The organism is Pseudomonas sp. P4_B3, assembly GCF_056402295.1.
In genome coordinates this window covers 45,763-64,552 of the sequence record NZ_JBFUHR010000029.1, presented here as the reverse complement: position 1 = coordinate 64,552, position 18,790 = coordinate 45,763, and the positions used below count along the sequence as shown (strand labels likewise).

At 58.6% G+C, this 18,790-nt stretch carries 16 protein-coding genes and 1 pseudogene; 10 read left to right on the top strand and 7 right to left on the bottom strand.

Going from position 1 to position 18,790, the window contains the following annotated elements; translation table 11 throughout:
- Window positions 1–37: 37 nt before the first annotated feature.
- The 3 genes from AC1DWG_RS27295 (at window position 38) to AC1DWG_RS27285 (ending at window position 1,806) form a co-directional block, all read left to right on the top strand.
- Window positions 38–679 (top strand): response regulator, encoded by a 642-nt coding sequence (locus AC1DWG_RS27295; protein ID WP_477765266.1) that lies wholly within the window; start codon window positions 38–40, stop codon window positions 677–679.
- Between the two features lie 204 nt (window positions 680–883).
- The gene (locus tag AC1DWG_RS27290; RefSeq protein ID WP_477754745.1) at window positions 884–1,393 is read left to right on the top strand and encodes a response regulator; all 510 of its coding nucleotides are present in this window, start codon (window positions 884–886) and stop codon (window positions 1,391–1,393) included.
- 113 nt (window positions 1,394–1,506) lie between these two features.
- Complete coding sequence (locus AC1DWG_RS27285) at window positions 1,507–1,806, top strand: hypothetical protein (protein WP_477754744.1); 300 nt, start codon at window positions 1,507–1,509, stop codon at window positions 1,804–1,806.
- Between the two features lie 184 nt (window positions 1,807–1,990).
- Here the strand turns inward: AC1DWG_RS27285 and AC1DWG_RS27280 are convergent, their stop codons facing one another.
- On the bottom strand, window positions 1,991–3,313 hold the full coding sequence (locus AC1DWG_RS27280; RefSeq protein WP_477788606.1) for a DUF1329 domain-containing protein: 1,323 nt from the start codon (window positions 3,311–3,313) through the stop codon (window positions 1,991–1,993).
- A gap of 293 nt (window positions 3,314–3,606) precedes the next feature.
- On the opposite strand from AC1DWG_RS27280, the gene AC1DWG_RS27275 reads away from it, so the two are divergent.
- Complete coding sequence (locus AC1DWG_RS27275; protein WP_477788605.1) at window positions 3,607–3,837, top strand: hypothetical protein; 231 nt, start codon at window positions 3,607–3,609, stop codon at window positions 3,835–3,837.
- Window positions 3,838–3,985: 148 nt separating this feature from the next.
- Here AC1DWG_RS27275 and AC1DWG_RS27270 read toward each other — a convergent pair whose 3' ends face one another.
- Entirely contained in the window at window positions 3,986–4,846 is an 861-nt protein-coding gene (locus AC1DWG_RS27270; protein WP_477788604.1) for a TauD/TfdA dioxygenase family protein, read from the bottom strand.
- 351 nt (window positions 4,847–5,197) lie between these two features.
- Complete coding sequence (locus AC1DWG_RS27265; protein WP_477765262.1) at window positions 5,198–6,235, bottom strand: AraC family transcriptional regulator; 1,038 nt, start codon at window positions 6,233–6,235, stop codon at window positions 5,198–5,200.
- Between the two features lie 255 nt (window positions 6,236–6,490).
- On the opposite strand from AC1DWG_RS27265, the gene AC1DWG_RS27260 reads away from it, so the two are divergent.
- From AC1DWG_RS27260 to AC1DWG_RS27250, 3 genes and pseudogenes are all read left to right on the top strand, one after another.
- Window positions 6,491–7,822, top strand: coding sequence for an MFS transporter (locus AC1DWG_RS27260; RefSeq protein ID WP_477765261.1), 1,332 nt, complete (start codon window positions 6,491–6,493; stop codon window positions 7,820–7,822).
- Window positions 7,823–7,958: 136 nt separating this feature from the next.
- Window positions 7,959–8,081 (top strand): annotated as a pseudogene (locus tag AC1DWG_RS27255) ((2Fe-2S)-binding protein); the annotation flags it as partial.
- A complete protein-coding gene (locus AC1DWG_RS27250; protein ID WP_477788603.1) occupies window positions 8,078–9,088 on the top strand; it encodes a YeiH family protein in 1,011 nt (336 codons plus the stop codon). The pseudogene AC1DWG_RS27255 and the gene AC1DWG_RS27250, both read left to right, overlap by 4 nt.
- 371 nt (window positions 9,089–9,459) lie before the next feature.
- Here the strand turns inward: AC1DWG_RS27250 and AC1DWG_RS27245 are convergent, their stop codons facing one another.
- Complete coding sequence (locus AC1DWG_RS27245; RefSeq protein ID WP_477765259.1) at window positions 9,460–10,503, bottom strand: AraC family transcriptional regulator; 1,044 nt, start codon at window positions 10,501–10,503, stop codon at window positions 9,460–9,462.
- Here AC1DWG_RS27245 and AC1DWG_RS27240 point away from each other — a divergent pair.
- Together AC1DWG_RS27240 and AC1DWG_RS27235 are read left to right on the top strand one after the other, a co-directional pair.
- Window positions 10,502–10,690 (top strand): hypothetical protein, encoded by a 189-nt coding sequence (locus AC1DWG_RS27240; protein WP_477788602.1) that lies wholly within the window; start codon window positions 10,502–10,504, stop codon window positions 10,688–10,690. The genes AC1DWG_RS27245 and AC1DWG_RS27240 overlap by 2 nt on opposite strands.
- 171 nt (window positions 10,691–10,861) lie before the next feature.
- Window positions 10,862–11,944 carry an alpha/beta hydrolase gene (locus AC1DWG_RS27235; protein ID WP_477765258.1) on the top strand — a complete coding sequence of 361 codons (1,083 nt, stop codon included), beginning with the start codon at window positions 10,862–10,864 and terminating at the stop codon, window positions 11,942–11,944.
- Window positions 11,945–12,024: 80 nt separating this feature from the next.
- On the opposite strand, the gene AC1DWG_RS27230 is transcribed toward AC1DWG_RS27235, so the two are convergent.
- The 3 genes from AC1DWG_RS27230 to AC1DWG_RS27220 form a co-directional block, all read right to left on the bottom strand.
- Window positions 12,025–13,680 (bottom strand): 3-(methylthio)propionyl-CoA ligase, encoded by a 1,656-nt coding sequence (locus AC1DWG_RS27230; protein ID WP_477788601.1) that lies wholly within the window; start codon window positions 13,678–13,680, stop codon window positions 12,025–12,027.
- A 184-nt stretch (window positions 13,681–13,864) separates the two neighbouring features.
- Window positions 13,865–14,344 carry a 2,4'-dihydroxyacetophenone dioxygenase family protein gene (locus AC1DWG_RS27225; RefSeq protein ID WP_477765256.1) on the bottom strand — a complete coding sequence of 160 codons (480 nt, stop codon included), beginning with the start codon at window positions 14,342–14,344 and terminating at the stop codon, window positions 13,865–13,867.
- Window positions 14,345–14,457: 113 nt separating this feature from the next.
- The gene (locus AC1DWG_RS27220; RefSeq protein WP_477765274.1) at window positions 14,458–15,330 is read right to left on the bottom strand and encodes a TauD/TfdA dioxygenase family protein; all 873 of its coding nucleotides are present in this window, start codon (window positions 15,328–15,330) and stop codon (window positions 14,458–14,460) included.
- Between the two features lie 510 nt (window positions 15,331–15,840).
- Here AC1DWG_RS27220 and AC1DWG_RS27215 point away from each other — a divergent pair.
- Window positions 15,841–18,777 carry a sensor domain-containing phosphodiesterase gene (locus AC1DWG_RS27215; protein ID WP_477788600.1) on the top strand — a complete coding sequence of 979 codons (2,937 nt, stop codon included), beginning with the start codon at window positions 15,841–15,843 and terminating at the stop codon, window positions 18,775–18,777.
- The last annotated feature ends 13 nt before the right edge of the window (window positions 18,778–18,790 follow it).

Genomic DNA, 18,790 nt, shown 5'->3' with positions numbered 1-18,790 from the left:
CCATGGCTTGCTGGCCACTGGTGAATGGAAAATACAGATGGTTGACCACAAAATCAGAGTCTTGCTGGTGGATGATCACAGCATCGTGCGTAGCGGCGTGCGACGCATGCTGGAGACTGCCGGCGAGATCGACGTAATGGGCGAAGCAGAGACGGCACAAGACGCAATGCGCCTGGTCCGGGAGCAGGATTTCGACGTGGCGCTGGTAGATATTCAGCTGCCCGATAAAACCGGCCTCCAACTCCTCAAGCTCATGCGTGCAGAGAAGCCCAAGCTCGCCGTTCTGATGTTGAGCATGCATTCGGTCGAGGCCTATGCGTTACGCGCAATCAAGCACGGCGCAGCGGGATACCTCACCAAAGATATTTCTGCAGCCACCCTGGTTACGGCAGTTCGCAAGGTGGCCTCAGGCGGCAAGCACGTCAGTCCTGAGCTGGCAGAAAAACTGGTCAACGCTATCGGTAGAGGCGACGGGGCACCCCACGAAGCGCTATCCGACCGGGAACTTGAAGTACTAAAGCTCCTCGCTTCAGGCGAGAGAATTGTCCGCATCGCTGAGATATTGCACTTGAGCCCGAGTACGGTCACGACGTACCGGGCACGCATCCTGGAAAAAACAGGGATGGACAGCAACGCGAAACTCGCCCGCTATGCACTCGAAAACGGCCTGTTGACTTAGAACGCCCCGTCACCCGATCCAGCCTGCTTGTAGTGGAATCACTACAAGCTCTTGGCCGATATCTCCACAAAGAAGTCCAGCTAACGTCGATAGTCGATTCCGTTCTACTTGAGCATAGTTACCCCTGCGCAAGATTTCGTCCGCTGAATGGAGTTGTCTTCGTCAGCGTCTTGTACAGCTATGTCAAAAAAGAGAGGTGAAATCATGCAGGTCACCAACACAGAACCATTGACTGCACTGATACCAACCAGAGATTCAAGCCCTCTGCGCCTGTTTGTCGTTGAGGATTCGAACGTCGTGCCAGCGCTGTGGCGCACGGTGTCGTCGCGGATCGCGGGCCTGTCGCTTGCCGGGGCGTTTCACCGCGCATCGACCGCCATCGCCGCCATCCGGCGTGAACCGCCCGATGTCGTCTTGCTGGACGTCAACCTCGGCGACGGTCATGGCATGGAAGTATTGCGTGTGGTCGCAGCCGAGTATCCGCTGACAAAAGTCATAGTGGTCAGCAATTGCGCTGATCCGACACATTGGAAGTACTTCACAAAAGCGGGAGCCTACGCCTTCTACGACAAGAACCATGAACTGGCCATCCTGCGCCGCATGTTGGAGCGTTTGGCCAAGTCTCTGTTACCAGAAGATTTTTCCTGCTGGCAATTATCACCAAATGGGAGCAGTACCCCATGGAACCAATCAGCAAAGAACACGACTTTCTAGCCGTGCTGCTCTTCGCGAGACATACAGAAAAGACTCCGGAATCGATATTCGTAAGTTGAGCAAGGAGTGCACGCTGCATTCATGTTGAGTCAATGTTCTAACTAGAGGAAATCATGATGATAGGCTATTGGTTGTGTGCGTTGCTGTGGGGTGTGGTGCTGCTGGAAGAGATCCAGTGCATGCCCCTTCAAGAATGGAAAGACGAGGGTCTGAAGAAGGTTCTGTTGCTGCGCCGGACCAGAACCCGGACCGGATACTTTCTTGCGTTGATCGCGGGCGCCTTGTGCCTGTATAGCGAAATCCTGGTGGCGCCGGTCAATCAGGGCATTTTCAATCCGGAGCTGATACTTGCCCTATTTGGTGTTATCTGGGGTGCTTATCTTTCAGTCGTCTGCATGAAGGGGAAGCGATAGATGCCTATCTCCATGACGACTGCGGGTAACTGATATTTCACTATCGTCGGCCGGCAGGGAAATCCCGCCGGTCAGGTGCTGAAACGGGCTCAGGCCCACCCGAAATCTCAAGCCCTGGTTTTTTTCGAACCGGGGCTTTGTGATTTATCGGTCATGCATGACCGGGCGTTGGATCACCGCGGACCTAGCGAATGCCGGTGCCCGCCATGGACTCTGGCACCCACTGCGCCGTCGATAGCGGCTCGATGTAGCGGATGCCGCCATGAGGGCCAACCACGCCATTGATGTTATAGGTGCCTTTCGACAGGTCGTACGTCATGAAAGGGGTGGCGTCCGGGACCTGTTGGTCATAGCTCTGGCTGAAGAAAGCGAAGGAGCCACGGTATAGCTGGCCACTGGTGTCGTACTGATCCGAGGCCACAGCGGCCCAGGTGTCCTCATCCAGGTAAAAGCGGCGCTTCTGGTAGATGTGGTTTGCACCGGGCTTGAGGTTGCCCTCCACGACGTAGACCCGGTGTTTTTCCCAGCGTACGAAGTCCGGCGCAATGAAGTTTGGCGTGGTCAGCGATTTGGCATCGCGAGCGTAGGTCAGTTTGTAGGTGTTGTAGGGCACGATCATTTCCTGCTTGCCGACCAGCGTCCAGTCATACAGCTCCAGTGCTCGGGCGGTACCGGGGTTGGGTGTGTCGTAGGCCAGGATCGAAATCTGTTTGACGCGGCGCTGGGCAGGCATGTATTGCCAGGCCCGGCCAGGAAACTGCGTCGGGTTGGTGGCGTTCTTGAGCATGATCGACTCGCCGGCCCGGCGCGCGGGTCCGGTATAGGACAGTTTCAACTGATAGTAAATGTCGGAACTGTTGAAGGGCTTGGACATGTTCTCGTAAATCGGGAAGGAGACGAATGCCTCGCCGGTGACCGCCAGGCTCGGTACGCCCGCCGTGTCGACGCTCCAGGAGTCGTACTTGGAATGGATGTTCACACCCTGGTAGCGCAGCAGGAAGTTCCACATCGCTTCAGCGCCTGATTGCGGGATCGGGAACGGCACGCCGGGCATCACATTGTCGATGGCGATCCCGCCGTTGAGGGACCTGGCGGCAGTGGCATTCCGGCGGCTATTGTCCAGTACCGCCTGTGGAAGCGATGCAGTGCGGTGGGTCGGATACACATCGATGCGAAAGCCGGGGTAACGCCTGGCCAACGCTACGGTGGTGGCGGTCAGCATGCCTTTGTACGAATCGACGTTCTTGCCGTTGATCACCAGCAGTGGTTTTTCGTGCGCAAAGGGGTCCGGGCGCATGCTGTCGCCAGTCTTGAAGCTTGCGGGGGCAGTGGTCAGGCCACCGTTGTAGGGTGGAATGGAGCCATCGGCATTACCGGCCTTTTCGGCACCCACCCACGTCAGGCTGGTGCCCAGCCGGGCGGCTTCCTGGCTCGATACATAGGCCTGGGCATCGATGGCCAGCGAGATGAGGGGTACGGCAGCCAGAAGACTTTTCACGAATTTCATATTGTTATTCTCCTGCCTGGCGTACCAGGCAACTCGTGACTCAGGCGGAGCAGTCGCTTACGTCGGCTCGATCGCCAAAGGCTTTTTCAGTGCTGCCATTAGATAGCCCCCGCATCAGGGGGGCTTTTCATTTGGCGACAGTCCCTTGGCTATTCATGACAGGCCCAGACTGTCTCGACGGGCATTCGATGGGAGCGTGACCATCACTTGTTTGTATTTCCCCGAGGAATCATTGAGTTACTGAATGGTCATAGTTGTAACCATTCCATACCTCCGACGTTTAGGACGTTCATATGAATCGCGCAGTAATCTTGATCGTGGCCATTTCCAGCGCCGTCTTGTTGGGAGGCTGCGGCCCGCACTGGGATGACGGAGAAAGGTACGGTCGATATCACGATCATGATCATCGACGTGGCTACGACCAAAGAGGGGACGATGATCAAGGTTATGACCGTCAATATCATCGTCGTGACTACGAGCGCGATCACCGTCGCTACCGCGATCGCGATGACAACGACGACTGATACGTTCAACGTCATTGAAAAGCAGGGGCAGGTTGATCCGCACCCGGACCTGCTACCTGTTAAATGCCCCTGTCACTGAGTAGATAGAAGGGCCGCAAGCGACCCAAGGAAGACGCTCAGAAGCGTCCCTGGGCTCTGCGCCGTTTACTTATCTGTAGGGTTTGTCGCCGATAATGGCCGCACGTTCCATCTTGCGATGGCAAGGCGGATAGTCCATCACTGCATAGTGCTGGGTGCAGCGGTTATCCCATATCGCCACGCTGTTTTTCTTCCAGCGCCAACGGACCTGGTACTCGGGGTTGTAGGCCTGGCTGATCAGGTACTTCAGCAGGTCGACGCCTTTTTGGTTGTAGTCCTGGCCAACACGGACACGTCCCTGGCTGTGGTAGTTCACAAAATGCGTAGCGTAGGCATTGACGAATAGCACCTTCTCGCCAGTTTCGGGATGGGTACGCACGACCGGATGCTCGGCATCCGGGTATTGCGCCTTCATCGCCAGGCGTTTTTCCTTCGGCATGGCGGCGGCGAAGGATGAATTGAAGCTGTGGTTGGCAATCAGGCTGTCGATTTCCTGCTTCACGTCTGTTGGCAGGCTGTCATAAGCCAGCACCATGTTGGCCCACATGGTGTCGCCACCGGTAGGTGGGCATTCGATGCAACGCAGGACCGCGCCCATCGGAGGCGATTCACGCCAGGTGGCATCGCAGTGCCAGGCATTCTCGTAGCGATCCGCCGGATTCTCTGGAGTCTTGTAGATTTGTACGAGACCGGGGGCTTCCGGGTGGCTGGGCAGCATCGGATGGGTTTCAAGCTGGCCGAGACGCATGGCAAATGCTTCGTGGTCCTTGCGTGAGAGCTTGTCCAGATCCTGGTCGCGCAGGAATAGCACCTTGTATTTCAATAGCGCTGCATAAACTTCGTTGAACAAACCGTCATCGCGCACTGCGTCGCCAAGATTCACATTGTGCAGTTCCGCGCCGATGGCACAGGTCAGTTGTTCGACTCGCATGGCGTCTCCATTTCGATGGTTCTTGGCCGGACCGTGGGCGGGGCAGGTGACATCGTGCCTTGATGTACGGCGGCGCTTGTTATTGTTGATCCAAACTGTTCGGGTGCGCAGGGGGGATTCGTGTATCCGCAGGTCTTTCTAGCCCTATAAGCAGAGCGGGGGCCGCAGTCGATATTAATTGGACCGAGAGCGATAACCTGTGCATTGCAGGACAATTTGTTGGCGTGTTGGGACGCTGCAAGTGAGTTGCGGTGCAATGGGTAACGTCAGATACGTCGAAGATGTGCCAGGTTCAGGCAAGGTGCCCGGCCAGCAGGCTAGTGAGTCGGCCACCCGAACCTCTCGTTCTATTTATTCAGGCGATAGGGGCTCGGGTGTCGCCTTGCTCTCTCTGTAGGAGGCGGCCCAAGCCGAAGGTGTCTTGCCAAACTGGCTGCGGAACCAGCGGGAAAAGTCGCCGGCAGAGGAAAAGCCTAGCAGTTCGGCGACCTCATACAATCGGCGTTTGCTGTTGGCCAGATACTCCTCGGCGAGTTCAGCGCGTACGGCATTGATGATCGTTGTGACACTCTCACCCTCAGTTGCCAGGTGGCGGTTAAGGGTGCGTCGATGCATGCCAAGATGCTGGGCAACCGCATCGACAGAACACAGTCCGCTTGGCAGCAGCATCTTGACGATCTGACGTACCCGCTGCGTCGGCTCGTCGCGCAGGTTAGCCAACTGCATGTCCAGCGATCGCTTCACTTCGCGATGCAGCGCCGGGTCCGCCTCAGGTATGGCCATATCCAAATCGCGCCAGCGGCAAACGATGGCATTGAATTCCTGAGAGAACTCGATCGCGGTTCCCAACACACGGTGGTGTACTTCAAGGCTGGAGGGGGGCTCGTGAGTAAAACTGACCCTTACAGGCCGGAAGGTATAGCCGCTCAGAATGCACAACGTGCGCAGGATAATTCCGGTTGCTTGTTCAATCGCCTGGCGCCAGACGCCATGATGGCCCTGCATGTTCACACCCACATGCAGCAGGGTCAGATCGCCCACATCCTCAAGCCACAATTGCACACCGGCGTTATGCAGTCGCGTATAGCGAAAGCAAGATTGCAAGGCGGCGCGCAGTGTTGGCTCTTCGCGGATAAGCAGCGCCAGCATGCCAAAGTTGGAAAGGTGTCTCTTTTCGGCGAGCAGCAGACCGAAAGCCTCCTGACCGGACAATCGGGCTGACTCTTCCAGCAGCCACCCGACCGAATCGCTACTGATCATGATATTCGGATCGTCGAGGGCACTGGCCGGCAGCTTGGCCATCCGCAGCATACGAAAAGGATCGAGCCCCACTGAACGGGCAACCTGTTCATAGTTGGTAAGGCTGGCACTGCGTGTCAGGGTATACATGCTTTCCCTCCTGTCCCAATTTCGCAAGATTGTGTCCCGCGAAGCTTAGTGCAGGATGCGTCGTCAGAGCTACCTTCAGGCTTCTGAAAATAGAGAGCGGAAGGTAATGGATACGCGCTCGAACCTACTGCGGTTCAACAGCACGGCCCTCAGTCATGGGGATGCTCACGCGTGTGGGCATTGAAGTCACTTTCGTAAGCCGTAGCGGCTACACGCTTGATAACAACAATAAAACAAAGACATTGAGGAGGCTGCATGGCCTTTCACCCAATCGCCGCCGACGATGACGACGCAGTTTGCGTCGGCGTTGCGCGTAAATATGCCTGGATTGTCTTCGCGCTGACGTTCGGCCTGTTGATTTCCGATTACATGTCGCGTCAGGTACTGAACGCGGTGTTCCCGCTGCTCAAGAGTGAATGGTCGCTGAGCGACGGCCAGCTCGGTCTGCTCAGTGGCATCGTCGCCCTGATGGTCGGCCTGCTGACGTTTCCGCTGTCGTTGATGGCTGACCGCTTCGGCCGGGTCAAGAGCCTGGCATCGATGGCGCTGCTGTGGAGCGTGGCCACCCTGGGCTGCGCCCTGGCGCAGGACTACCAGCAGATGTTTATCGCCCGGTTCATGGTCGGCGTCGGCGAAGCCGCCTACGGCAGCGTGGGCATTGCGGTGGTGATTTCGGTGTTTCCTAAACACATGCGCGCCACCCTCGCCAGTGCTTTCATGGCCGGCGGCTTGTTCGGCGCTGTGCTGGGCATGGCCCTGGGCGGCGCGATTGCCGCCAAGCTGGGCTGGCGCTGGTCGTTCGCCGGCATGGCATTGTTTGGTCTGGTGCTTGCCGTGTTCTATCCGCTCATCGTCAAGGAAGCACGGATTGCACCACAACGTGCCGAGCAGATTGCGAACAAGACGGCTGCCGCGGTCAAGCGCCCGCTGCGCACGCTGTGGTCCAGCCGCTCGGTGGTGGCTACCTATGTCGGTAGTGGTTTGCAGCTGTTTGTCGGCGGTACGGTCATGGTGTGGATTCCCAGCTACCTCAACCGCTACTACGACATGCCGACGGACAAGGCCGGCGGTATGGCGGCGCTCATCGTGTTGTGCAGCGGTGTGGGGATGATTCTGTGCGGCATGCTCAGTGATCGGCTGTGTCGGCATTCGCCGGAGCGCAAGGTCAGCCTGGCCATCGCGTTTTGCCTGGGCAGTTGCCTGTTGCTGTCGGCAGCGTTCTCGTTACAGGCAGGTCCTGTGCAACTGCTGCTGATCTGCCTGGGCATGCTGATTGCCACGGGTACCACCGGCCCTAGCGGAGCGATGGTGGCCAACCTGACCCATTACTCGGTGCACGGCACGGCGTTCGCCACGCTGACCCTGGCCAACAACATGCTGGGCCTGGCACCGGGACCGTTCCTTACCGGTCGGGTGTCCGACCTGATCGGCCTGCATGCGGCGTTTCAATTGGTACCCCTGGTCAGCCTCGCGGCGGCGGCGGTGTTCTTTTATGCCAAGTGTCATTACCAAAAAGATATTGCCCGGCTACAGGGTGAGAACGTCACCAGCCCCATTGGTGGCGCCGCGTTAGAGGTGAAGTTGTGAGTCGTCGTTTACGTCGCTCCTGCAGCATCGACTCAGCAGCCGTGGCCGATTGCCTCACCGGCGAGTGAAAGTGATCGCGAGCGGCAACCGGCATGCCCCGACGCACTCCAGTGCCTGCCGGCAAAAAACCGCAGGCCGGGGCCCTATACAGAGCGGCTATCTGCTCACTCCCAGCCAACTCAACGTCAATAACTACCCGGTCGAGATCATCGACGGCCAGGCGTTCATTGCCACCCTTTCTGAGGAATCCGCGCCATGAGTGCCATTGCTCTCACCCGTATCCAGACCCGCACGCGCGAATTGGCTCCGGGCTTTATTGTCAGCCTGATCGTGGCCGCCGCCGCGTCGTTTTTGTCCGAGCACTACGGCGCACCGGTCATGTTGTTCGCCTTGTTGCTGGGCATGGCCTTGAATTTTCTGGCCGACGACGGCCCCTGCAAAGTCGGCGTCGAGTTCACCGCCCGCACGGTACTGCGCATCGGCGTCGCCCTGCTGGGCATGCGCATTACCCTGGAACAAATGGCGGCGCTGGGCTGGAAGCCGATGGCACTGGTGGTGATCCTGGTGGTGGTGACCATCGTTGTCTCGGTGATCGCCGCGAAGTTTCTGGGTTTCTCACGGCTGTTCGGCATGCTCACCGGCGGTGCCACGGCGATCTGCGGCGCTTCGGCGGCACTGGCGCTGGCGGCGGCGTTGCCGAACCATCCGCAGAAAGAACGCGCGACCTTGTTCACGGTGATCGGCGTGTCAGCGTTGTCGACCCTGGCAATGATCGTCTATCCAATGATTGCCAACTGGTTATCGCTTTCACCGCAAGTGGCCGGGGTATTCCTCGGGGCCACCATCCATGACGTCGCCCAAGTGGTCGGTGCCGGCTACGGCATGTCGACCGAGACCGGCGACACGGCCACGGTGGTCAAGCTGATGCGCGTCGCCATGCTGCTGCCGGTGATCGTCACCGCCGCGATGATCACCCGCATGCAAGGCGCCGACCCGACCGGCAAGCGCCCGCCGCTGTTGCCGTGGTTCGCCGTCTGCTTTCTGATTCTGGCCTGCATCAACAGCACCGGCTGGATAGCGCCTGCGGTGCAAGGATCGGTCAACGAACTGTCGCGCTGGTGCCTGGTGATTTCCATCAGTGCCCTGGGCATGAAAACCCGGCTCAAGGAACTGGCGGCGGTCGGGATCAAGCCGATTCTGCTGATGGTGGGGGAGACGGTGTTCCTGGTTGTGCTGGTGCTGTTGTTGCTGCGCTGGGGGCTCTAGTCTTCAGCCAGACACAAAACCTGTGGGAGCGAGTTTGCTCCGGGCGGCGTTCCGACGATAGCGGTTTCACATTCAACACTCATGGCGGCTGACACACCGCCATCGCGAGCAAGCTCGCTCCTACAGGGATTGTGTTCCAACCTCGCGCTTTTGCGGCGTCTGTACCAGCAGTCGCCGTTTTTTTTGGTTCATCACCAATGATCGGGAAATGCGCGCTGGCTTTCATGAAAAACAATTCGCAGTATTCATACCACGCAAAAAAAACGCCGATTTGTCAGATGTGTTTGTTCGCACGAACATCATCAGGCAAATCGGCGTTGGTGTTTCTGTGTTTCCCGGGATTGGGTAAAGAACCTTTTGTTGCCCTGGGCTCAGAAAGGTTTGGGGGCGGCGGCACTCACTGCGCAAAGACCAGACTGTTTCTGCGCGCTACGCCACGCCGCCGGTGGCATGCCGAACTGGTTGATGAACCAGCGGGTAAAGGAGCTGGCCATGGAGAAACCGAACATGTCGGCGATGCGGCTCAACGAGTGGTTCGGGTTTTCCAGATAACGCAGCGCCAGGTCACGGCGCACGTCGTTGATCAGGTCGTTGAAGGCACAGCCGTCGTCCTGCAGACGACGCTGAAAGGTGCGCACGTTCATGCCCTGTGACAGGGCGATTTGCTCGATGGTGGCGCGCCCCATGGGCAACAACAGGTAGATGGCCTTGCGCGCCTCGAACAGCATCGAAGTGCTTTCATCACGCTGTAGAGAGTCGATGTAGTCTTGGGCATAACGGGCCATGGCCGGGTCGGCATTGGGATTGATCATATCGAGACTGGCGTCGGAGCAAACGATGCCGTTGAACTCGCTGCCGAACTCCAGATTGCAGCCGAACAGGCGCCGATGCAGGTTCAGACTGTCGGGTGGCTGGTGCATGAAGTTGACGCTGTAGGGGCGCCACTGGGAGCCGAGCAGTGTCGAGCACAGGCGAAACAGCACGCCAATGACCAACTCCGTGGCCTGGCGAATGGGCAGCAGGGATTCGGTAACCATCTCTGCACGAATGATCACCGTCCTGCCGGCCTCTTCAACGAAAATTCCCAGGGAATCGTTCATCAGATGACGGTAGCGCTCCATCACCTGCAAGGCTTCGCGCAGGGTGCGCTGTTGGCTGAGCAACAGGCTGACCACGCCGAGGTCCGAAAGCTGGCGCGACTCGGCCATGCTCAAGCCGAAGGTCTGGCAACCGCTGGCGGCGGCCGAATCTTCCAGCAGGCGCACGGCGGCGTCGATCGGAATGCGGTATTCGGGGGCTTGCAGCTGAGCCTTGATCAGGCCGGCAACTGCCAGGACGTCGCGCGGGTTGAATCCCAGGTCCTGGGTGACTTCCAGGTATTTGGTCAAGACGGCGGCGCGAACAAGCTTGGGCATGAGTAGGATCTCCCTCGGCCGATGGCGGCGTTTTTTTTTCATCGAAGATGTATTGAGCGAGAAGACGGCGCGTGTGGAAGTACTGATAACGCTAGCGATCTTCAACCTGGTCTGGCGCATTGCAGAGCAGCAAGCGCGGTCCCATCTTAGGGAGCACCAGCGCGGCGGCATGGGCATGGCGGGATAATTTCTTAGCATATTGGGACACTGCCGGCGGGCCATGGCTGGCGGCGGCAGAAACAGTACTACTGGCTTTTGATCTGTCCCAATTTCACAAGATTGTGTCCTGTGAAGCTTAGTGCGGGGCACCCTGTCAGAGCTACCTTCAGGCCCACAACTGATAAGATGGAGGTAGATAATGGATACGCGCACTTCAATGCGTATCGGTCAGCCGCTCGCTGCAATGGCGCAGGTGGATGCCGACGATCCTGATGTATTCAACCATTGCTTTGCCGAACTCAACGGCATCCGCATGCATTACATCGACGAGGGAGAGGGCCCGCTCGTCATCCTTCTGCACGGTTTCCCTTACCTTTGGTACATGTGGCGCCGCCAGATCGTGGCGTTGGCCGAGGCCGGCTATCGAGTCGTCGTCCCGGATCAAAGGGGCTTCGGGCAATCGGACCGACCCGATGCCATCGAAGCCTATGACATGAGCCAGGCCGTCGGCGACATGGTGGGTTTGATGGCGGCCCTGGGCGAAACGTCCGCGGTAATCATTGGACATGACCTGGGCGCCTGGGTGGCCCAGGCGGCGGCCATGCTGCGACCGGATTTGTTCCACGGCCTGGTGATGCTCAATACACCGGTACCGCCGCGCGGCAAGGTCAAACCAACCGTGGGTCTGCAGGCCATGGCGAAAGGAAGGGTCTACCACCACCTGTATTTCCAGCAGCTCGACAAGCCGGATCGCGAGTTGGCCAGTGATCCGCGCAAGACCTTGAGCAGCGTTTATTACTCGATCTCCGGCAGCGCCGTCGGTGCCGAACGCTGGCGTCTGTTCGTCGAAGCCGGTGAACCCATTCTCAATGCCTTCACCGAGCCCAAGGGGGAGTTTCCGTCCTGGTTGAGCCCGCAGTCGCTTGATTACTACATCGCCGAGTACACGCGCACGGGGTTTACCGGTGCCCTGAATTACTACCGCTGTCGTGACCGGAACTGGGAGATCACCGCGTTTCTCGACGGCGCGAAGGTAAGCCAGCCGAGCCTATTCATCGGTGGTGCTGCCGACCCCTCCCTGGAACCGGTCGAAATCCGTGGTCTCTACGACCAGATGGACGCCTATCTACCCGCACTGCGTAAAAAGGTCCTGCTACCCGGTGTGGGTCATAGCGCCGCAGAAGAAAGCCCCGCTCAGGTCAACGAATTGCTTCTGGAGTTTCTCGAGCAGTTGGTGTCCAGCGACAGGGCGTGTGAGCAAGAAGCACGCTTAGCCCCTTGATACCGTCGGTGCACGGTACCGGCGTCTGCCGCAACGTCAGCCCTGCCATTGCACATGGACAGGGCTGAATTGTTTCCCCACTACGCTAAGCCGACAGCCTTGACCAGCAGATGATCGCCGAACTGCTCGCGCAGACGGTTCTTCAGGACCTTGCCCGTAGCGCCCAGTGGAATCGTGTCGACGAAGACCACATCATCCGGCGTCCACCACTTCGCGATCTTGCCTTCATAAAAGGCCAGCAGTTCTTCCCGTGTCAGGGCTGCCTGCGCTTTCCTGACGACGATCAGCAACGGGCGTTCATCCCACTTCGCGTGTTTCGCGGCGATGCATGCAGCCTGGGAGACTGACGGATGGGTCATCGCAATGTTTTCCAGGTCGATGGAACCGATCCATTCCCCACCCGACTTGATCACATCCTTGCTGCGGTCGGTGATCTGCATGAAACCATCGACATCGATGGTTGCCACATCGCCAGTCGGGAACCAGGTCTGGCCTGCGTGCTCGAGCAGCGGCGAACAGTCACCTTCGTTTCTGAAATAGTCGCGTACCACCCAGGGGCCACGCACCATCAGGTCACCCGATGTCGCACCGTCCCAAGGCAATTCCAGTCCATCCGCGCCAACGATCTTCATGTCGACGCCAAACACTGTCCGGCCTTGTTTGGATTGCACGGCATTACGCTCTGCCGGGGACATATCAAGGTGCCTGGCCTTCAGGGTGCCAATGGTTCCGATCGGGCTCAGTTCAGTCATCCCCCAGACGTGCAATACCGCTACGCCGTAGATTTCCTGAAACTTGTGCAGCATCGCCGTGGGACAGGCTGCGCCCCCAATGATGGTGCGCTTCATGCTGGAGAAATGCTGGCCTGTTTCTTCCAGATGCCCCAGAAGGCCTTGCCAGACCGTAGGTACGCCGGCGGAAAGAGTCACCTGCTCGGCTTCGAGCAAATCGAACAGCGATTTGCCGTCCAGCGCAGGCCCGGGAAGCACCAGCTTGGCCCCGATCATGCACGCGATGTACGGAAGTCCCCAGGCATTGACATGAAACATTGGCACAACCGGCAGGATCACGTCGCGCGCCGAACAGTTCAGGGCATCAGGCAGCGCGGCGGCATAGGTGTGCAGCAGCGATGAGCGATGACTGTACAAGACTCCTTTCGGGTTTCCCGTCGTGCCGGAGGTGTAGCAGAGCGTACTGGCTGCATCCTCGTCGAGAATCGGCCAGACGTAGTCGGCAGATCCCTGTTGAAGCAGATCTTCATAACAAAGCAAATTGTCGATGCCGGCGTCTTTCGGCATGTGGGTGTGATCGGTCATGGCGATAAACGCCTTGACCGTATTGCAGCGGCCAGCGATGACCTTGATCAACGGCAGGAACGTCAGGTCGAAAAAAATGTACTGGTCTTCGGCGTGATTGACGATGTAGGCGACCTGGTCTTCATGCAGACGAGGGTTGATGGTATGCACAATGGCACCCATACCGGACACGCCATAGTACAACTCCAGGTGACGATAGCCATTCCAGGCCAGCGTACCGATCCGGTCGGCGGGCTGGACACCCAGGCTGGTCAGCGCGCTGGCCATCTGGCGCGCGCGACGGTGGCAGTCCCGGAAGGTGTAGCGATGGATATCGCCCTCCACCCTGCGGGACACGATCTGCGTATCGCCATGATGGCGGTCGGCATGCTCAATGAGCGAGGAAATCAACAGCTGCTTTTGCATCATCAAACCATGCATGGCATCGCTCCGTTCATAAGTCCGTGATCGGGGAGTGGACAGGCGGTCAGGGCCTTCTGTCAGATTCCACGTCAAGACCGCGAACCGGGACAGCCTGTTTTCCTCCCCTGGATTTTTGCGATCAGGTTACTTTCCCGGCTCCCCCTTGAATCGAAGGATGCCGGGAGTTCTCCTGGAACTCAGATCAGTTGAATGCCGTGAGGTCTTTCGGCGCGATGTCATGCTGCTCGCAATAGTCGAGATAACGCTTGAGCCCGGACTTCCAGTTTTCGAGCGCGACGATGTTGTCGTTGTCATCGAGAAACGCGAGATCGCCATTGACCTGAACCAGCGTGAGCACATAGCCGTCGCCATTTCCGGTGCTGACGACTTCTGGGGTGTGAGTCGATCCGGCGGTCTCGTACACGATGCTGCCCGGGCCGGCGACCCAGTCATGCTCCTTGTACTTCCACTGGCCTTCGAAGGTGTAGACCATCACCGTACCCGTGTGGTGGTGCTTGGGCAGTTGCATGTCGATCGGCGCCTTCATCATGACGATCCATTCGCCACGGATCGGGTCGAGCTTGAAGTACTTCAGCAGGACGTTTTCCGCGTAGGGGGTAAACGGCACCCACGGCAGCGATTCGCCATCGATGACTGCGGTGTCGACGTGTTCGTAGAGCATAGGTATCTCCATTGTTTTGTTTGAGATCGAACAATTGTGAGCGGCCAGGATTACCCGACTGACTCAGATGGTCGGTCGGGTGTCCTGAATTTCCCCGGAGGGAACCGTTTGGATCAGACGAGCGGGGTACCCACGAGGGTGGCGCGCAGCATTTTTCTTGGCGCATTGCCGTAGTCAGCTACCGCGTAGTGCTGAACTTGCAGGTTGTCCCACATGGCAACCGTGTTGGTGCGCCACTTCAGGCGTACCTGATATTCCGGAATGGCGGCTTGGGAGATCAGGTAGTTCATCAAATGATGAGCCTCGGGCATGAAGTCCTGGCCGTAACGTACGTCCTCGAAGTTGAAGAAATTCGAGAAATGGGTAGTGAACGCCGAGTTGACGAACAACACCTTTTCACCCGTCTCAGGATGGATAAGCACCACCGGGTGTTCAGCGCCGGGGGTCTTCAGGGCCATCGCGTGACGTTCTTCGCGTGGCAACTGGGCGCCAAAGGTCTGCTCGGCACCGTGCTTTGCATACAAGCCATCGATCCGTTGCTTGATGCTTTCGGGCAAATTTTCGTAGGCCATCACCATGTTGGAAAACAGGGTGTCGCCGCCGGTCTCCGGACCCATTTCGCAGCGCAATACCGCTCCGCGGGGAGGCGCCCTCTTGTAGGTGACATCGGCATGCCAGAGGTTTTCGCGGCTGGCCTTTTCGACATAGCTCTTGGGCTTGCTCGGATCGAGATTGCGGTACAACATCAGCAGCTTGTCCGCCTCCGGATGGCTCGGCGCCAGGGGATGGGCTTCCAGTTCGCTGAATTGCGCGGCGAAGTGCTGTTGCTCCATTGGAGTGATGTTCTGGTCGCGAAAGAACAACACTTTGTGCTTGAGCCACAGGGCCCTGATTTGCGCGATCAATTCTGGATCCTGGGCAGCGTCGACCAGGCTAACGTTGCTGAGCTCGGCGCCGATGGCGGGTGTGCAAAGCTCTACCTTGATCGAATGCTGGCGCACCGACGACCGGATGATGGCCGGTGCCGAGGGAGACGCTGGTGAAGGGGTGTCTTGGATTTCGGAGATTTTTGTCATTGTTGTGTCCAGTCCGTGCTTGTGCGGCGGTGCGCAATATGTGCATCCGGTATAGGTAACTGTCCCCTGCCTATCAGGTAGAGGTGCCGTTCCTATAGTAGGTATCCCGGGTTCGATGTTATTGGCTTGGCAGGACAGTTTCTTCGCATATTGGGACGGATGAGTCGAAGGCATGTCTCGAAGGCGAATAATGGCCACGCTCCTCCCACTTACACAGAATCCAGTGAGTTGCATCGTCCGGTTGAATCCGCAACACACGCTGCCCCGTCAGACAACAAGCGCGGATAATTTGTGGCCCCTGGCACCAAAGTGCATAAAATCATTGAAAAAAACCGGTATAAGCTTTAAACGGGAAGCTTTACGGCACATTGCTAACAATCAGTAAGTGAGTGTCGGCAGTTTTGGGCTCAGGGAGCGCTGATGAGTTTTCGTACATTGACCGGCTCCCCATGGCAATCGCGCACGTGCGAAGTTGCCGCACTTGAACCCATAGAGAACCCGGATACTGTCGGCATGGCCTGCGCTGGCGGCGACGACACGATCGGACAATTGCTGGATTCAGCGCGCAACGGGGCCCATACCAGCTCCTGGGTGTTTTACCGCGCCGGTGAACAGATGCATCGGGTCGGCCAGGGCGACCCACGGGTACAGTGGCCTTCAAGCATTGCGAATGAAGAGTTTGAAGCCTTTTGCCTGACCTCGAACTTGCACCGCTGGCCGACCGGCAGAGGCGAAGGTGTGCTGGGTTGGCTACTCGCGCCACTCGACGATGCTGCGCAACCGGCGCTCGCTGAACTTGCCCAGCGCCTGGGCATTGAGCTACAGACCAATACCCTGGCCCGTGCGCAGATCACTCAGCGTGTGCTGTATGAAATTACCTATCTGGCCAGTTCGACCCGTGACCGCTCAGTGTTTCTGGTGGGGGTACACCGGCTGCTGGCCAGCCTGATCGACGCCGAGAACTTCTATCTCGCGCTGTATAACCCGCACACCGGCAAGATCGACTACCCGTATTACGTCGACATCATCGACGCTGATGCCCTGGAGGCCGAGAACTACGAATACCTTGACCCGTCGCACCTGTCATTGACCGGTCAGGTGCTGACCTCTGGCCAGCCGTTGTTGATCGACTCTGCCGGCATTCTCGCGGCTCAGGCCGAAAACCGTTTTTATTGCGTGGGTGATCGTCCCGAGTTCTGGATGGGCGCACCGTTGAAAAATGCCTCGGATGAGGTGTTTGGCATGCTGGCGATGCAGGTCTACGACGTTTCTCGCATCTACAGCACCGAAGACCGCGCGCTGTTTCTGGTGGTCGCCCGTCACGTGGCCATGGCGCTGGACCGGATTCTGCACCGGGAGGACCTGGAAGAAACGGTGATGCGTCGTACCCTGGAGCTTTCGGCACTCAACGACGCCTTGAGGCAGGAAGTGGCAGACCGAGAGCGCGCCGAACATCTGCAGAGCGCGCTGTTCCAGATTGCCGAACTGTCGAGCCGGCCTGGCGACATGGCCGAGTTGTTCCAGACCTTGCATGGCATCGTCGGTGAACTGCTGTTCGCGCAGAACTTCTACATTGCCCTGTTCGACGGCGCGACCGGTGAAGTGACGTTTCCCTATTATGTGGATGAACGGCAGACGACCCGCCCGGCGGCACGGCGAGGGCGCCGGGGCTTGACCGAGTACGTGATCCGTCAGCGTCGAGCCTGCCTGATTGACGCCGGCGAGGCTGAGCGATTGTCCGCGCACGGTGAAATCGAAATTGCCCATGAGTCTGTGCGCTCCTACTCCTGGCTGGGCATTCCATTGTTCGAAGACGACGTGGTGCGAGGCGTGCTGGCGGTGCAAAGCTATACCTCGCAGGTGAGCTATACCCAGCGTGACCAGGAGCTGCTGACCTTCGTGTCGCGGCACATCGACACAGCGTTGTCGCGACGCACAGCCGCCGAAGCGATCCATGCCGCCAACCTCCAGCTGGAAGCCCGGGTGCAGAGCCGCACCCGCGAGCTCGATCACGCCAATGCCAAGTTGCAGCACGAGAACTCCCACGATGCGCTGACCGGACTACCGAATCGCACCTACCTGCAACAGCGCCTCAATCTGTCCTGGTCGCGGTTCGGCAGCGAAGGCGGGCACCTGTCGGTGATGTTCATCGATCTCGACCGCTTCAAGATGGTGAACGACAGCCTCGGCCACCATTTTGGCGACCTGCTGTTGATGCAGGCGGCCCACCGTTTACGTGGTTGCCTGCGCGACACCGACATGCTCGCGCGCCTGGGGGGCGACGAGTTTTCGGTGCTGGCTCCCGAGGCGTCGCTGGACGTGATGATCGAAATTGCCGAACGGATCCTGGTGGCGTTCGACCTGCCGTTTTTCATCAATGGCCATGAAGTTTTCTCGTCCTGCAGTATCGGTATCGTCAGCGCCGACAGTCAGTTCCATCACGAGCCCGCCGACTTGCTGCGCGATGCCGATGCGGCGATGTATCGGGTCAAGAGTGCCGGACGCGACAGCTACGCGGTGTTCAACCAGGAAGTGCGCCGTGAAGTCTCGGACCAGGTCGAGCGAGAAGGGGCCTTGCGCAACGCGCTCAAGCGTACTGACGAACTGCTGCCGTATTTCCAGCCGATCGTCAGCGTCGAAACCGGCGAGCTGTTGGCCCTTGAAGCGTTGATCCGCTGGCATCAGCCGGGCGGCCGGGTGATTGCGCCGGGCGAGTTCTTGCCGGATGTCGAGGGTTTGCGCCTGATCGGTCGACTGGACCTGTACATGCTTGCCAGCATTGCAGCGATCCTCGCACAGCCCGGGCACGCCAATTGGCCGCCGGTGCACGTCAACTGCTCCAGCTACAGCATGACGCGTCCCGACTTCGCCAGTGAGGTGCTGGCACTGTTGGCGCAACACCGGGTCTCGCCGTCACGGATCTGCCTGGAACTGACCGAAGGGGCGCTGGTAGCCGAGCCGGCGATTGCCCGACAAACCATGCAGCAACTGGCGGACAACGGCATGTCGGTGGTGCTCGATGACTTCGGTGCAGGGTTTTCATCCCTGAGCTATGTGCATCAATACCGTTTCAGCGGATTGAAAATCGACAAGTCGTTCATCCTCGAACTGACCACCAGTACCCGCAGTCGCGCGATCGTCCGGGCGATTGTGCGGATGGCCGAATCCCTTGATCTGAGTGTGGTGGCCGAAGGTGTCGAGGATGAAGCGACGCTGGACCTGCTGCGCGAAATGGGCGCAGGACAGGCCCAGGGTTATCATTTCGCCAAGCCGATGGGGTTGGAGGCGCTATTGGCGAGTTCACTGCTCGATCGCCAGGGATCGAGGACATTTCATGGCAGGAGCAAACACGGATGAATCATATTTCAAG

Coding starts and splice junctions, on each gene's coding strand:
- AC1DWG_RS27295 (WP_477765266.1), top strand. CDS start 38: ATGGTTGACCACAAAATCAGAGTCTTGCTGGTGGATGATCACAGCATC.
- AC1DWG_RS27290 (WP_477754745.1), top strand. CDS start 884: ATGCAGGTCACCAACACAGAACCATTGACTGCACTGATACCAACCAGA.
- AC1DWG_RS27285 (WP_477754744.1), top strand. CDS start 1,507: ATGATGATAGGCTATTGGTTGTGTGCGTTGCTGTGGGGTGTGGTGCTG.
- AC1DWG_RS27280 (WP_477788606.1), bottom strand. CDS start 3,313: ATGAAATTCGTGAAAAGTCTTCTGGCTGCCGTACCCCTCATCTCGCTG.
- AC1DWG_RS27275 (WP_477788605.1), top strand. CDS start 3,607: ATGAATCGCGCAGTAATCTTGATCGTGGCCATTTCCAGCGCCGTCTTG.
- AC1DWG_RS27270 (WP_477788604.1), bottom strand. CDS start 4,846: ATGCGAGTCGAACAACTGACCTGTGCCATCGGCGCGGAACTGCACAAT.
- AC1DWG_RS27265 (WP_477765262.1), bottom strand. CDS start 6,235: ATGTATACCCTGACACGCAGTGCCAGCCTTACCAACTATGAACAGGTT.
- AC1DWG_RS27260 (WP_477765261.1), top strand. CDS start 6,491: ATGGCCTTTCACCCAATCGCCGCCGACGATGACGACGCAGTTTGCGTC.
- AC1DWG_RS27250 (WP_477788603.1), top strand. CDS start 8,078: ATGAGTGCCATTGCTCTCACCCGTATCCAGACCCGCACGCGCGAATTG.
- AC1DWG_RS27240 (WP_477788602.1), top strand. CDS start 10,502: ATGAGTAGGATCTCCCTCGGCCGATGGCGGCGTTTTTTTTTCATCGAA.
- AC1DWG_RS27245 (WP_477765259.1), bottom strand. CDS start 10,503: ATGCCCAAGCTTGTTCGCGCCGCCGTCTTGACCAAATACCTGGAAGTC.
- AC1DWG_RS27235 (WP_477765258.1), top strand. CDS start 10,862: ATGGATACGCGCACTTCAATGCGTATCGGTCAGCCGCTCGCTGCAATG.
- AC1DWG_RS27230 (WP_477788601.1), bottom strand. CDS start 13,680: ATGCATGGTTTGATGATGCAAAAGCAGCTGTTGATTTCCTCGCTCATT.
- AC1DWG_RS27225 (WP_477765256.1), bottom strand. CDS start 14,344: ATGCTCTACGAACACGTCGACACCGCAGTCATCGATGGCGAATCGCTG.
- AC1DWG_RS27215 (WP_477788600.1), top strand. CDS start 15,841: ATGAGTTTTCGTACATTGACCGGCTCCCCATGGCAATCGCGCACGTGC.